The organism is Streptomyces sp. NBC_00016 (assembly GCF_045040885.1).
In the GTDB taxonomy this organism is placed as follows: domain Bacteria; phylum Actinomycetota; class Actinomycetes; order Streptomycetales; family Streptomycetaceae; genus Streptomyces; species Streptomyces coriariae.
In genome coordinates this window covers 6,106,885-6,121,598 of the sequence record NZ_CP108304.1, presented here as the reverse complement: position 1 = coordinate 6,121,598, position 14,714 = coordinate 6,106,885, and the positions used below count along the sequence as shown (strand labels likewise).

Here is a 14,714-nt window from a genome sequence, read left to right as displayed (position 1 = left end):
CTCACTCCCCTGAACCGGCACGGAGTTCGAGTACGAGTCGCGTCAGTTCGGTGCGTACCGGATGACTGGTGGGATCGGTGGCGCCGCTGAAGACGGCCCGACGGACACCAGGCGTGAAGTGGAGGACGCCGTCCCGGACCTCGCAGCCCTCCACCGCGACGAGCTCGGCCCAGTCGAGCCGTGGCCGCCCACCGGAGCGGACGTCGAGAAGGACCATCGGGGTCATGGCGGGCAGTTCGTCGGCGCGCGGCAGTTTCACCTCCGCGGTGATGCGCCACTCACTCTTCTCCCCGATCGTGGCGTCCAGTTCGGAGAGTTCCGGCAGGCCCGAACCCGTGGGACGCTTGACCGGCGTCGACTTGCGCGGGACGGTGAGTTTCTTGCGGAGCTTGGTGTTCTCCTGCGATCCGGGGCGCTTGGGACGGACGACGAGTTCCTTGACCGCGGAGTTGACGTCCGTGGTGAGCCGGGCGATCCGATGGTGGGCGCTGTGGGACCAGCGGAGCGTCAACTCCTCGGTTTGGCCCCATCGGTCGTGCTCGGGCGGCTCGGCGGCCCGCAGAAACTCCTCGGCCTCCTCCGCGAAGGGCGCCGAATCCCCCGCCGCGTGCCCCACCAGCAGCACCGCCTGGAAGGCCGTGACGCCCAACGGCAGACCGTGGACGGACGACTTCTTGATGGTCATCCGGTTGCCGCGCAGGGAGTGGACCTGGTTCGAGGTCCCGTCCCTGTCCTCGCCCTCCGTCACCAGGAGCACGCCCTGGTGGACACCGAGGGTGCCGTGCCGGCCACCGGCCAGCGGAAGCTTGAACGGGACGGTACGGAGCGCAACCTGACCGGACTCGGTGAGCCGATCCACGGTCGTGCCCTCGTAGAAAGCTCGTAGGGCCCGGGTGCGGGAGGGCTCGTCCTCCATGGGGTCGACCTGCTGCTCCTCCACGACGACCTCGCCGTTGCGTAGGGTGCGCACCGAAGTCTCCAGCAGCGGGAGCCGGGCGCCGCCTCCGGTCATGGCCGCCCAGAAATCGCGACCCAGCGCCTCGACCAGGCGTTTGTGCATGTTCTTGATGTCACGGGTGCCATCGTCGTCGCCCTCGGTCTCGGCGGAGGAGTCCTTGGCCGGGTCGAGGCTCGCCACGTCGTGGGCGCCGACGATGAGGAAGGAGGTGCCGGGCTCGTCGCTGTCGCGGGTGAGGTGGAGGCGTTCGACCGTCTCCTTGTCGGCCCACCAGGACCGTACGACCTCGGCGTTGGGCGTCTCGGGGTCGGGACGTCCGAGCCAGGCGGGGCCTGCGTACGCCGTGCCGCCGACGGAACGCCATGGCAGTTCCAACCGCCCGATGACACGACGCTCGGTGCGTCCCTCGTGCGGGACGGAGAGGGTGGAGTTGATCAGCACCAGGCCCAACGCGCTGGTCGCCCAGAGCGTGGCCTTGCCGAGACCGTACGAGCCACCGGCTCCGGAACCGGACTTGAGGCTCTCGAGCTGTCGGCGGACGACGGCCGCGAACTTGCCGTCGTCGTAGTCGTCCCCGGTGAGGCCGGAGGCGTTGTAGTCGTCGACCCGCAAAAGGATCAGACGACCCTTCTCGAACATGTCGCGCACCCCGGCGTCCACGACCCGGCCGACCTTCTGATCTGCGGACGACTCGGAGACGGCCGAATAGTGGGGCTGGAGCTCGTCCCAGAGGAGCGCAGCACGGAAGGCCTCCAGTTTCCCGCCGGTGAGTTCGTGGATGGTGTATCGCACGCGTACCGGGCGACCGTTCTTCACGATCCGCTCGTCGAGGCTGTTCTGGCAGGTCTCGCGCGCGAGCACCTGAACGTCGGCGTCGAAGGCGAAGGCCGCCGCGTTTCCGCCGTCGCGCCCGCCGTCCCGGTAGCCAGGTCGGTGGTACCAGGTGACGGGTAGACCGGCCTGGGTGTCAGCGGTGCGCGTGTGGACCGTGCCGAGGTCGGTGCCGAGTGCCTCGGCGATCTGCACCATGACGGAGGGACGCGGCACGGAACGCTTGGTGACCCAGGCGGAGACCGCAGCCCGGGTCATATTCAGTTCCCTCGCCAGCTCCGTCTGGCTCATGTTCGAGATCGCAAGCTGACGGGCCAGCCAGGGCCCGAACTCCTCGCCGGCCTCCATGTGCCTCCCCAACTCCTTGTGCTTCCGCCGTTGTGTCCACGGCTCCGGACAGGCTAATTTGACACGCATCCGCTCGTCAACAAACGCTTGACGAGGCTGACTCGGACTCCTGAACATCCAGATGTCCCATTTGATCGGAATCTACCGACTCAAGGTGCGGCAGCCGGAATTCAGCTTCCCTGTCGCGAACGTTTGCGAAATACGGAATACCGACCTCCAGAAATCGGTTCACCAAATCCCTTAGCCCGGAAGAGTGAACCCTGCTAAGGTCGTTGAAGGCGGTTCCACCTCCTGGCTCAGGAATATTTGAGCTACAGACGGCACAGCCATGCCTTCATCTCAAAATTCACTCGGAGTTCTCGTCGCAACGGGGGCCCGAAAACGAAACAGGAGGAAACGGAACGCCATGGAGCAGCCTTCCGGGGAGACCGATCCCCCGTACGATGTCGAACCTTTTTCTGGGCGCGAGATCCACTGCCTCGAACTCCGGAAGTTATTAGCGGGCGACGATGCCCGGAAGAAGCAGATACTCAATTCTTCCGGGCTTACTCCAGCGGATCTCGACGAGACCTGACGCCTCTTTCGAAGATTCACCGAAACCCCTGAAGGTCGACCGCTAAAATCCCTGGAAAGACCCTCCGGAGCCCGACTGGCAGCTCGGTCGGACATTCCAATCTATGCACTTCAGGGCATATTTGTGTCGCTGTTTCCGCTCTCTGCCTTTCCTTGTTTCGTCATCCCGCCCACCGCAGGAGTCGTGAAGAAGCAATGTTCGAGCCCTCGTCGCCGGTATCGCCGGTCATCGCCACCGTTCTGGAACAGTCATCTCGCGTTCTCCAGACGTACGAGGTCGACCCCGGCCTGATTCCCGAGCACGCCAACGGTGAGCGACGAATCACCCAGGGCGGGTACGGAGATCGACAGCTTTTCGAGCTCGTCCAGAACGCCGCCGACGAAATCGCTGACGAGCCCGGCGGTACCACTCATGTGGTTCTCACCGCCACCCACCTCTACTGCGCCAACGAGGGGTCACCCGTGACGGCCGACGGGGCCGAAACCATTCTCCGTATGAGCATGTCCCGTAAAAGGGGTGGCCAGATCGGTCGCTTCGGTGTAGGGGTCAAGTCCGTTCTGGTGGTCACCGACGCCCCCCAGTTCTTCAGTACCTCCGGGGCATTCGGGTTCGATCGCGAATGGGCGCGCGAACAGATCCGCTCGGTTCCCGGTGTGCGGGAACGGCTGGGCGACCGGTTCGAGGCGCCGGTGCTCCGGATGGCCCGCCCGCTCGACGCGGATGCCGAGCGGGCGGCGGACCCCGTGCTCGACGAGCTGCTCGGCTGGGCCACCACCGTCGTACGGTTGCCGTTGCTCCCCGGGGCAGCCGGCAGGTTGGCGCTGGACATGCACGGGGGAAAGACCTCCGCCGGGGCGAGCCGCGAGGAGTTCCCGCTCGGGTTCCAGCTCCTCTCCCCGCATGTGGCGCGGGTGGTGCTGGAGGACCGCAGGACGCTTCCTCCGGCCCATCGCGTGCTCACGACCGAGCGGGACGGGAACCTGCACACGGTGCGGGAGGAAAGAACGAACAGGTCGCCCCACGAAACCCGGTGGCGGGTCTTCACCACCACGCACGAGCCCGGCCGGGCGGCCCGCGCCGATGCCGGCGAGCTGCACGACCGCCTCGATCTCGAACTCGCATGGGCGGTACCGGCATTCGAGAAGGACACGGACAGCGGGCTCTACATCAGTCGGTCCCGGGGGCGTGGCCGCTTCTGGTCCTTCTTCCCCACCAAGTACGAGATGTCGTTGAGCGGCATCCTCAACGGCGCGTGGAAGACCAACGAGGACCGGCAGAACCTGCTGGACTCCTCCGCGTTCAACGAGGAGATGATCAGGGTCTCCGCAGCGCTGGTGGTCGACTCCCTGCCGGGCCTGTCGCCGGCCGAGGACCCCGCCGCGTACCTCCCGCTCCTGCCCGGGCGTACGAAGGAATCGATCAGCTGGGCCGACGACTTCCTGACTCAGGAGATCTGGCAGCGGGCGGCCCGCCGGCCCTCGCTCCCCGATCAGGAGGGCGTGCTGCGCGTACCGACCGAACTGCGGATTCCTCCGCGCCTCGACAAGGACCGCTACACGACGTGGGCACGGATGTGGCACGAGACGCCCGGTCGACCGTCGAACTGGCTGCATCCCTCGGCGGAGGTCAACATTCTCCGTTCGGGAAAGGTCCAGCACGTTCTCGACGCGGCCGAGCACGAGCGGTCCAGCGTCCGCGAGTGGCTGGAGGATTTGGTCCCGGAGGGCTCCGCGGTGGCTTCCGCGACCGCCGTCCGCATCCTCGCGGACATGGTCCGGACGGGTTCGCCGTACGTCGACGAGGCGCGCAAGGCGCGGGTCGTGCTCACCGAGGAGCACGGCCTGGTGCCGCCCGTCCCCGGTCAGGTGTTCCGCCGCGCCGACGACGACGGGCCCCGCGAGTCCTTGGTGTACGTGGCGCCCGAGATCTCCGAGGACCCCGAACTCGCCTCCGCCCTCGACACGCTCGGCATCCGAGAGGCCGATGTGGAGGGTCGTTTCGTCAGTGTCCTCGACCGAGGCCTCGACGGCTACGGAGACGCCGACTGGGAGCACTTCTGGAACCTCTTCCGTCAGGCCGGCGGGCACCGGCTGATCGACACCGTGCTTCAGCACGTACCGGATGTCCCCCGGACCTTGCGGGTGCGTACGGCCGACGGGAGATTCCGTCCGCTGCGCGACTGCATGCTGCCGGGCTCCGTGGTGAGCGCCGAACGTGACCCGCGAGTCGCCGTCGACATGCGCTTCCATTCAGACGACCTCGCCGTCTTCCGCCAGGTAGGCCCGAGGGAACGACCCACGACGACGCGGCCCGAGGGCGAGGCCTGGTTCGAGGAGTATCGGGAGGCGGTCCACGCCACCTACCTGCACGGGCTGGACAAGCGCGCCCCCCGGCCCACCCTGAACCGGCTGAAGGTGGAGGGAGCGCCCATCGGCGGACCGCTGCACCTGTTCCCGTCGCTGTCGGAAGAGTCCCGCGCCGCCTTCCTCAAGGCCCTGCCGGACGACGCCGTGGTGGACAACTGGACGCGACAGATCGGCGCACAGTCGAACACCCGTCAGGCCGTCGAGTCGCCGATCCGCTGGATGCTCAGGAAGCACGGCACCGTCCTCACCTCCCAAGGCGTCAAGCCGCTGGCCGAGGCGGTCGGACCTCAGCTGGCTTCCTACCGCGACGTCCTGCCGGTGGCCGACCTGTCCCCCGAGAAGGCCCGAAAGCTTCGGCTGCCCACCACGGTCGACGACGTGCCGGCCGAGCGCTGGGCACCGCTCCTGCTGGAACTGACCCGCAGCGAGGACGACAAATTCGTCGGCAACACGTACGTGATGCTCACCCGACTGGGTGCGTCCTTCCCTGAGGACTCCCTGACCCGTTGCCGGATCGGAGAAACCTGGAGCACCCGTCCGGACGACGAGATCGTCGTCGCCGTCGGCACGGCCGAGTACCGTGCCCTGCGCGCGGAGCAGCTCCCCGCGCTGCTCGTGGGGACCGCGGCCGACGCCGAGCTGATGATCGAGCAGTGGGGCATGAAGTCCTACAAGGGGGCGATCACCCGTGAGACCCGCGAGGTCCCGGAAGGCGAACCGATCCCGCTCGTCGAGCTGTACCCCGCGCTGCGCCAGCGGCTCGGCAGCGCCCAGCGCGGCAGTCTGGTGCAGCGGTGCACGGAGTTGGAGGAGGTGACCCGGACGGACAACGGCACCAAGTCCCGCGCCCTGGACGCGGTCCGCCAGGGGACCACGGTCAAGGTCCTGGTCCCCCTGGAGCGGGAGCCGATGCTCCGTCTGATCGACCGCGAGCTGGAACTCGGACTGGGCGCGAGCGGCTGCCGGACGGTTCTGGAGCGTGAGGAGCAGATGGCCCGGGACAGCGCGGCCCAGGCCGCGGTGAAGGCCGTGCGCGATGCGACGGACGTGGTCACCAAGATCGAGCTGCTGATCGGCACCGAGGCTCTCCGTTCGGGGCTGCCGGACGGTCTCCTGGACGCCGAGGCGGAGGCGACCGGAGGTACAGAGCCGTCCGCGCACCGGGTCGCGCAGATGGCATTCAACGCGCGCGGCGACAGGGTGCTGCACCACCATGCCCGTGATATCCAGGTGCGCTTCCCCAACGCGCCTGTGGGATACGGGGGTTCTGCCGCGGCGATCTCGTTCGTGTCCGGACTCGGGCTGCCGATGACCTTCGCAGGCTCCCGCACGCCGTCCCCGCCCGCCTCCGAGACTGTCGACGGGCCGCGGGACTTCCCCGCGCTCCACGACTACCAGGAGGATCTGGTCCGCAACATCACCACCCTGCTCGACCGACTGGCGCCGCAGCGGGCCATGCTCTCCCTTCCCACCGGCGCGGGCAAGACCCGGGTCACCGCCGAGGCCGTGATCCGCTGGGTGAAGCGGGTGGGCGAACTGGAGGGGCCGCTGTTGTGGATCGCGCAGACCGAAGAGCTGTGCGAGCAGGCTGTGCAGAGCTGGAAGTTCGTATGGGGCAAGGTGGGTGCGGAACGCCCGCTCACCATCAGCCGGCTCTGGGGAGGCAACGAGGCCGGTGACGTCCAGGGGCACCCGCATCTGGTGGTGGCCACCGACGCCAAGCTGGAGCGGTGCCTGGACGGCGACGCCTACGAGTGGCTGCGGCAGGCCTCCTTGGTGATCGTGGACGAGGCGCACACCGCGATCTCACCCCGATACACCACCATCCTGGCGAAGTTGGGGCTCACGCAGTACGAGACCCGACGGCATCTGCTCGGCCTGACCGCCACCCCGTTCCGCAACAACAACGAGGAGGAGACCAGCCGTCTGGTGGGCCGCTTCGGCCGACGACGTCTGGACGAAGGCGTCTTCCCCTCGGGCGACCCTTACCGGGACCTCCAGGAGTGGGGCATGCTCGCTCAGGTCGAGCACCGCACCCTGGAGGGCGGCAGCATCGAGCTGACCAGTGACGAGAAGGTCCAGGCGGACCGCATGGCCATGCTCTCCCGCTCGGCCGAGCAGCGCCTGGTGGAGGACCACGCGCGCAGCCTCCGTATCGTCGAGGAGGTGGCCGGTCTGCCCGAGGGCTGGCCGACCCTGCTGTTCGCGACCTCCGTCGACCACGCCAACTCGCTGGCCGCTCTGCTGAACGACCGGGACGTGCCCTCCGCAGCCGTCGACGCGACCAGCAGCATGCAGGACCGCCGTAGGCGCATCGACGACTTCCGCGAGGGGCGCATCCGCGTGCTCACCAACTACGGAGTGCTGACGCAGGGATTCGACGCCCCGGCCACCCGTGTCGTGGTAGTGGCGCGCCCGGTCTACAGCACCAACGTCTACCAGCAGATGATCGGTCGCGGTCTGCGCGGCCCGAAGAACGGTGGCAAGCCCACCTGCCTGATCCTCAACGTCAGCGACAACATCGCCAACTTCGACACCCAGCTCGCGTTCACCCAGTTCGAGCACCTCTGGAGCCGTAAGTGACCGACGCCTATCTGGACAGCCCCCCGCTCACCGACGAGCAGCGGGAGGTTGTCGAGCAGCCTTGGAACGCAAGGGTGTTGGTGACGGCGGGAGCCGGGGCCGGCAAGACGCACACCCTGGTGCGTCGGCTGGACGCGCTGTGCGGTCACGAGGACCCGGAGGAGGCGTTGAAGGCCACCGAGATCCTGGTCCTGACCTTCTCCCGGGCAGCCGCCCGCGAACTGCGCGAGCGGCTCGCCCGACACGGCGAGCGGGCCCGCCGGGTCCGGGCGCAGACCTTCGACGCCTGGGCGTACGGAGTGCTCGACCGGGCCCATCCGGACGGGGAATGGGAAGGCACGAGCTTCGACGAACGGATCGCGGCGGCGGTGGACGCGGTGGAGCAGGGAGCGCTGGAGATCGGCGACTCCGATCCGCCCTCCCATGTCGTCGTGGACGAGGTGCAGGACCTGCTGGGCGTGCGTCGCGAGCTGGTGGAGACGGTGCTCGACCGCTACCGGGACAGCTGCGGTTTCACGGTCGTCGGGGACATGGCCCAGTCCGTGTACGGGTTCCAGATCGCCGACCCGGACGAACGGCTCGACGAGACCGGCCGGTTCTTCGACTGGTTGCGCGTCTCCTACCCCGACGACCTGGTGGAGCTGGAGCTCACCGGCAACTTCCGGGCCACGACCGACGAGGCCCGGGTGGCACTGGCGTACGGCCCGCGTCTCCAGCGGCTCGCCGAGCGGGACGAGGCCGGCGCGCTCTACGACGAGCTGCGCGACCTGCTCCTGGACCCGGCGAACGGGATGGGCGACCTCACCGACGACTTCACCCTGGACGGGTTGCGGAACCTCTCCGACACCTGCGCCGTCCTCACCCGCGACAACAGGGAGGCTCTCGTGGTCTCCGAACTGCTGCACGCGCACGGCGTCGAGCACCGGCTGAGACGTCCGCTCGAAGACCGTCCCGTTCCTTACTGGGTGGGCGAGTTGCTGCGTCGTGCAGACGCGACCGGTCTCACCGAGGACCGGTTCCGGACCATACTCGCCGAGATCCCCCTGCCGTTCGAGCCGGACGCGTCGACGCTGTGGACCGTCCTGCGGCGGGTGGCCCGCAGGTCCGCGCGGGGTGTGCTCGACCTCGACCGACTGCGGCACGCGGTCGCGCGTGGCAGATTCCCCGACGAGGCGGCCGACCCCGAGACCGCCCGGATCGTCGTCTCGACCGTCCACCGTGCCAAGGGACTGGAGTTCGACCGGGTGATCCTCCTGACCCCTCCCGGCGTCGAGGAACTCGACCGACGGTACACGGACGACCTGGACCTGCCCGCCGAGGCGCGTGCCCTCTACGTGGCGATGACCCGTGCCCGACAGGACCTCTACCACGTGAAGCCCCCGGAGCTGCCGCACTTCGGGCGGACGGGCAAGCGGCGCGACGGCCGGCGTTACCTCGGCGGCTGGCGGGCGTACAAGCGATTCGGCATCGTCGCCGAGGCGGGCGACGTGGATCGGAACGACCCGCCGGGCGCCGAGGGGGACGCAGGTGGCGTCCAGACGTACCTGTTGGAGCGGGTCGAGCCCGGGCACGCCGTTGTGCTGCGCAAGCGGCACGACATGCCCATGGGCGAGTCGCAGAGCCCGCCCTACGCCCTGCTGCACGAAGGACGGGAGATCGGGGAGGCCTCGCGGCGGTTCCGCGAGGACCTGTTCCGGGTGCAGAAAGTGAACAGGACGTGGACGCCTTCTTGGCCCGCCGAGATCCACGGCCTGCGGATCGACACCATGGAGACCGTGACGGGCAGCACCGCGGCCGGCGCCAACGCCGGCCTCGGCGACCGGGGCGTGTGGATCGCCCCCAGGATCACCGGCGTCGGACGGTACCGGTGGACGGACAACGACGAGGAGCAGAACACGTGACGAACGGGGCGGACGGGCACGCCGAGCACTACCGCGTGCGGGACGAAGACCTCCTCGTGGGGCTCCGGCGTGAACTCCTCGGCCCCGCCGAGGACGCAGAGAAGGACGACCGGGACGAGATTCTCACCCAGGACACGCCCATCGACCGCTACCCGACCGGAGTGCTGTACCCGGGTTCGGCGGACAAGGGCGAGGCGGAGGCGCGGAAGGACGAGGCCGCCGAACAGGACGGCCTGGACGCCACGCCGGTGCTCACCCGCGACAGCGTGGAGGAGTCCGGTGCGGAGCGGGATCCGGGGCGGCCCGGAGACCGTCGGCCCTCGTCCATGGGTCTGACCTTCGCGGTCGATCCGACCATAAGCGGGACGATCACGGTCTCGACGCGCGCCGCCGCGTACCGTCCGACCGACGCGGACGGCAGGCCGGTCGAAGCACGCAGGGCAGAGGCCCGCACCTTGTCCGCCCAGCGGGAGCACTGGCAGCGGGAGGAACTCGACCTCCCGGACCACACGATCGACGTCACCGTGTCGGGCAGCGGCGTACGGGCCCGGCTGCACACCGACAGGAAGCTCGACCTGCACGCGATCGTCCGTCGCCCCGATCCGCGGTCGGGAACGGTGAGCGTCACGGTGACCCTGATCAACGCGGAACAGGTCGGCAAGTACGACCTGAAGGACGCGTTCTCCCTTTTCCAGTGTGGTCTCCGGGTCCGCGCCGCCAACGGCTCCACCGCGTTCGTCGAACGCTCCGCCAGGACGACCTCCCACGACCCGGAGATCGCAACGAGCCGGCTGCTGCACCGGCACGCGCCGACCTTCGCCGTCGGGCACGGCTGCTCGGCGGAATGGGACTGGACGCCGCCGCCCATCGGGGTGACCGACACGATCGAGGGCGGCGTCCCCGAGGTGCGCAGCCAGTTCGTACCGTCCGTGGAAGTGCTGCTCACGGACTCCAACCCGGAGATCGACAGCTCGGCACTGTCCATGCTGGGGCTGGCGGAGAAGCCCGACGCCGAGATCCTGGCCGCGCTGGAGAATCTCGCCTCGGGGTACGAGCGGTGGATCGACCGCAAGCGGGACGAAGCCGAGGCCCTGACCGGCACTCACCACGAGGAGGCCGCACGGAACCAGGTGACGGCCTGCCACGAGGCCCTCGGACGCATCCGTGAGGGCATCGAGCTCCTGCGGACCAAGCCCGACGTGATGCGGGCGTTCCGCCTGGCCAACCGTGCCATGGCCGACCAGCGTGCCCGCAGCGACTGGGTGCGGAAGGGACGGGTCGGCACGCCCGACCTGGCCAAGGGGCGCTGGCGCCCGTTCCAGATCGCGTTCGTACTGCTCTGTCTGGCAGGCGTCGACGACCCCGGACACGACGACCGTGAGCTCTCCGACCTGCTCTGGTTCCCCACCGGTGGTGGCAAGACCGAGGCCTATCTCGGCCTGATCGCACTCACGTCGTTCCTGCGCCGCATCCGCAAGGGAGCGGCCGGCGGCGGGGTCACGGTCATCATGCGGTACACGCTGCGACTGCTCACCCTTCAGCAGTTCGAGCGCGCGGCGATCCTTCTCTGTGCGATGGAGCAACTACGCCGTCGCACGACGGAGTTGGGAGCAGAGGAGTTCTCCGTCGGCATGTGGGTGGGCCGTTCGGCCACCCCCAACACGCTGGCCAAAGCCGACGAGAAGCTCGACGAACTGCGGCGGGACCTCGGCAAGCGCCTCGCCACGGAGAACCCTGTCCAGTTGCACGCCTGTCCGTGGTGCGGCGAGCGGCTCGACGCGCGGGACTACGACGCCGACGTCGAGGCCGGCCGGATGTTCGTCCGCTGCCCCGGGGAGGACTGCGACTTCGCCGACGGCCTGCCCGTCCACCTGATCGACGAGGCGGTGTACGCCGCCCGACCGACACTGGTGATCGCCACCGTCGACAAGTTCGCGTCGATGCCGTGGCGCCCGGCCACCGCGGCGCTGTTCAACCGGGACGACACGAACGACCCCACTCCGCCGCCGGAGTTGATCGTCCAGGACGAACTGCACCTGATCTCAGGACCGTTGGGAACTCTGACCGGCCTCTACGAGACGGCCGTGGACGCCCTCGCCGACAAGCCCAAGGTCATCGCCTCCACCGCGACGATCCGCCGCGCCGCGAACCAGGGCAAGCACCTCTTCGCCCGTGGCGTACGCCAGTTCCCGCCCGCCGGCCTGGACTCGCGCGACTCGTGGTTCGCTGTGGAGACCCCTCGCGAGGAGAAGGCCAGTCGCCGCTACGTCGGCCTCCTGGCCCCCGGCACCAGTCAGTCCACGCTGCTGATCCGCACGTACGCCACCCTGTTGCACCGGGCGATGCACGCGGACACCGAGGACGACAGGGTGAAGGACACGTACTGGAGCCTCGTGGGCTATTTCAACAGCCTACGGCTGCTCTCGGCCGCGGAGCTGCAGGTCCACGACGACGTGGTGGCGTATCTGGAGCTGCTCGCCGAGCGCGAGGGGAAGGAGGTCCGACCGATCCCCAACTACTCGGAGCTGACGAGCCGTGTCGACGCGAGCGAAATCCCGACCCGCCTCAAGCGCATCGAGAAGCGTTACCCCGACGAGGACGTCGTGGATGTCATGCTCGCCACCAACATGATCGCGGTCGGCGTGGACGTCGACCGCCTCGGTCTCATGGCCGTGATGGGCCAGCCTCAGACCACCGCGGAGTACATCCAGGCCACCAGCCGCGTCGGTCGCGCGCACCCGGGTTTGGTGGCGGTCATGCTCAACTCCGCTCGGTCCCGCGACCGTTCGCACTACGAGAGCTTCCAGCACTTCCACTCGGCTCTCTATCGGGAGGTCGAATCGACTTCGGTCACCCCGTTCTCCGCGCGCGCCCGCGACCGGGGCCTGCACGCGGTGATCGTGGCTCTGGCCCGCATCCTGATCCCGGCCGCCCGCCCCAACGACGGTGCCGCCAAGGTCGAGTCGTACGAGGACGCGCTCAGGAACGAGCTGAAGCGCATCGTCCTCGACCGGGTCGGAGCGGTCGACAGCAAGGAGACCGCCGCCGTGTCCCTGGCATTCGACGAGTTCGTGGACTGGTGGTGCGAAGAGGCCGAGTACCACAGCGGCCTGCTCTTCGAACCTCAGCGAGGCAATCGCTCCCCGTCGATCCTGAAGTCGTACGACGACGAGACCGAGGACCGCGAGGCATGGCCCACGCTGTGGAGCCTGCGCGACGTCGACGCCGAGTCCGCCCTGTTCATGGAGGGAAACCGATGACCCCGCCCCCCGCCCGCCGCCGCCGTACGGGCCAGAGCGGCGCGCCGGCCCACAACCTGCCCCGGCGGGGCTCGGTGCGCCGCGCCCAGGCCATCACCACCTACGGAGTCGGCTCCCTCATCGCGGTCGACCAGGAGTCCTTCGTCGTCTCGGGTCTGGACGACGCGGAGAAGAGCTGGCGGGCGGACGAAGCGCCCCGGGTCTACGAACGGCGGCTGGCCCGCCTTCTCGGCGTCGGTTACTTCCGGCTGCCCCCCGCGTCCGGCGACGACAGCAAGGACGGCATGCGGGTCCGGCGGTTCCCCCAGATGCACTCCTGCCCGGAGTGCACCGAACTCCAGCGACACCGCGACTTCAACCCGCCGGAGGGGCGCAGCGTCTGCGGCACCTGCGAGGTCGACCTGGTCCCCTCCCGGTTCGTCGTCGCCTGCGAGGCCGGGCACCTCGACGAGTTCCCGTACTGGCACTGGGTCCACCGGTCCACCGAACCGGGGACCACCGCCGGGCGGTGCGGCGGGAAGCTCAGGCTGCGTTCGTCCGGTCGCACGTCCTCGCTCCGCTCGATCGTCGTCTCCTGCGACTGCGCCCCGAAGCCCGAGGTCTCGATGGAGGGCTCCTTCCGCAAGGAGGCACTCAAGAACCTCGGACTCAGGTGTCAGGGCGCTCGCCCTTGGCTGGGCGATTCGGCCAGGGAGACGTGCGGGCTGCCCCTGCGCACCCTCCAACGCGGCTCTTCCAGCGTGTGGCAGCCGGTGTTGAAGTCGGCGCTGTCCATCCCGCCGTGGAGCGACGGCCGTTCCGACCCGCTCGCCGACCACTGGGACGCGCTGCGCGAGTGCGCCGACCGCAGTGAGGTGGCGGGGTACCTGAAGGCCGTCCTCAAGGGCAAGGCGTCCATCCCGTTGGAAGTGGTGATGACGCTCCTGGACGCGGAGCGCGAGGAGGACCCCGACGGCGACACAGCTCCCACCTTCGACCACCGCTATCGCGCTCTGCGCAACAAGGAGTACGAGCGTCTCCGCGCCGGCAACGAGGAGAGCGAGCACACCCGCGACGAGCAGTTCCTCTGCGAGCCCCCGAAGGGCGACACGGCCGTGCTGAGGCCGCTCGGCGTCACCGACCCGATGCTGGTCAAGCGGCTCCGCGAGGTGCGTGCGCTGAAGGCCTTCACCCGGCTCGCCGACCCCGACTCGTCCACCGAGACGAAGGAGATGCCGCTCGCCGGCGGTCCTCTGCCGTGGCTCCCGGCCATGGTGGTCCATGGCGAGGGCGTGTTCCTCCGTCTGGACGAGGAACGGCTCGGCTCCTGGGAGCGGACAGTCGGCGTGGCGGCCCGCGCGGAACGTCTGCGCACGGCCCATCAGCGGCTGTTGGAGGAGAGGGCGGGCGACCGCCACCAGGCCGTCCGGTCCCCCGCCTCCCCCCGCATGGTGCTGCTCCACACGCTGGCCCATGCGCTCATCAACGAGTGGAGTCTGGAGGCGGGTTACCCGGCGGCGGCCCTTCGCGAGCGTCTCTACGCGGACGAAGACATGGCCGGGATCCTGATCTACACGGCGACGAGCGACTCGGCGGGCAGTCTCGGCGGCCTGGTCGCACAGGGCGAACCGCACCTGCTGGACCACACGGTCCGCTCGGCCGTCCGCCGTGCAGAGTGGTGCTCCTCCGACCCTCTCTGCATGGAGAGCGGCGTGTCCGGCACCGGTGGCACGAACATGGCCGCCTGCCACGCCTGCGTGATGCTCCCGGAAACGAGCTGCGAGCACAACAACATCCTGTTGGACCGAGCGCTGCTTGTCGGCACCCCGGAAGATCCTCGACTCGGCTTCTTCGCCGACGTACTGGAGCAGTGACGCCGACGGGCCGAGGGGACACCGACAGACGGCGCTCCCG

General features: G+C 69.0%; 6 protein-coding genes. 5 read left to right on the top strand and 1 reads right to left on the bottom strand.

Annotated features, from left to right (window positions below):
• Nucleotide 1: 1 nt before the first annotated feature.
• A complete protein-coding gene (locus OG933_RS27145; RefSeq protein ID WP_362522559.1) occupies nt 2–2,137 on the bottom strand; it encodes a helix-turn-helix transcriptional regulator in 2,136 nt (711 codons plus the stop codon).
• A 406-nt stretch (nt 2,138–2,543) separates the two neighbouring features.
• On the opposite strand from OG933_RS27145, the gene OG933_RS27140 reads away from it, so the two are divergent.
• From OG933_RS27140 to OG933_RS27120, 5 genes are all read left to right on the top strand, one after another.
• The gene (locus OG933_RS27140) at nt 2,544–2,711 is read left to right on the top strand and encodes a hypothetical protein (protein ID WP_362270768.1); all 168 of its coding nucleotides are present in this window, start codon (nt 2,544–2,546) and stop codon (nt 2,709–2,711) included.
• Nucleotides 2,712–2,905: 194 nt separating this feature from the next.
• Complete coding sequence (locus OG933_RS27135) at nt 2,906–7,660, top strand: DEAD/DEAH box helicase (RefSeq protein WP_405629257.1); 4,755 nt, start codon at nt 2,906–2,908, stop codon at nt 7,658–7,660.
• Nucleotides 7,657–9,561, top strand: a complete 1,905-nt coding sequence (locus OG933_RS27130) for a UvrD-helicase domain-containing protein (RefSeq protein ID WP_405629255.1) — start codon at nt 7,657–7,659, stop codon at nt 9,559–9,561. Before OG933_RS27135 ends, OG933_RS27130 begins: the two co-directional genes overlap by 4 nt.
• The gene (locus OG933_RS27125) at nt 9,558–12,821 is read left to right on the top strand and encodes a helicase-related protein (protein WP_362522561.1); all 3,264 of its coding nucleotides are present in this window, start codon (nt 9,558–9,560) and stop codon (nt 12,819–12,821) included. Before OG933_RS27130 ends, OG933_RS27125 begins: the two co-directional genes overlap by 4 nt.
• Nucleotides 12,818–14,674 carry a DUF1998 domain-containing protein gene (locus tag OG933_RS27120; protein ID WP_362522562.1) on the top strand — a complete coding sequence of 619 codons (1,857 nt, stop codon included), beginning with the start codon at nt 12,818–12,820 and terminating at the stop codon, nt 14,672–14,674. The genes OG933_RS27125 and OG933_RS27120 overlap by 4 nt, the downstream gene beginning before the upstream one ends.
• Nucleotides 14,675–14,714 lie beyond the last annotated feature (40 nt).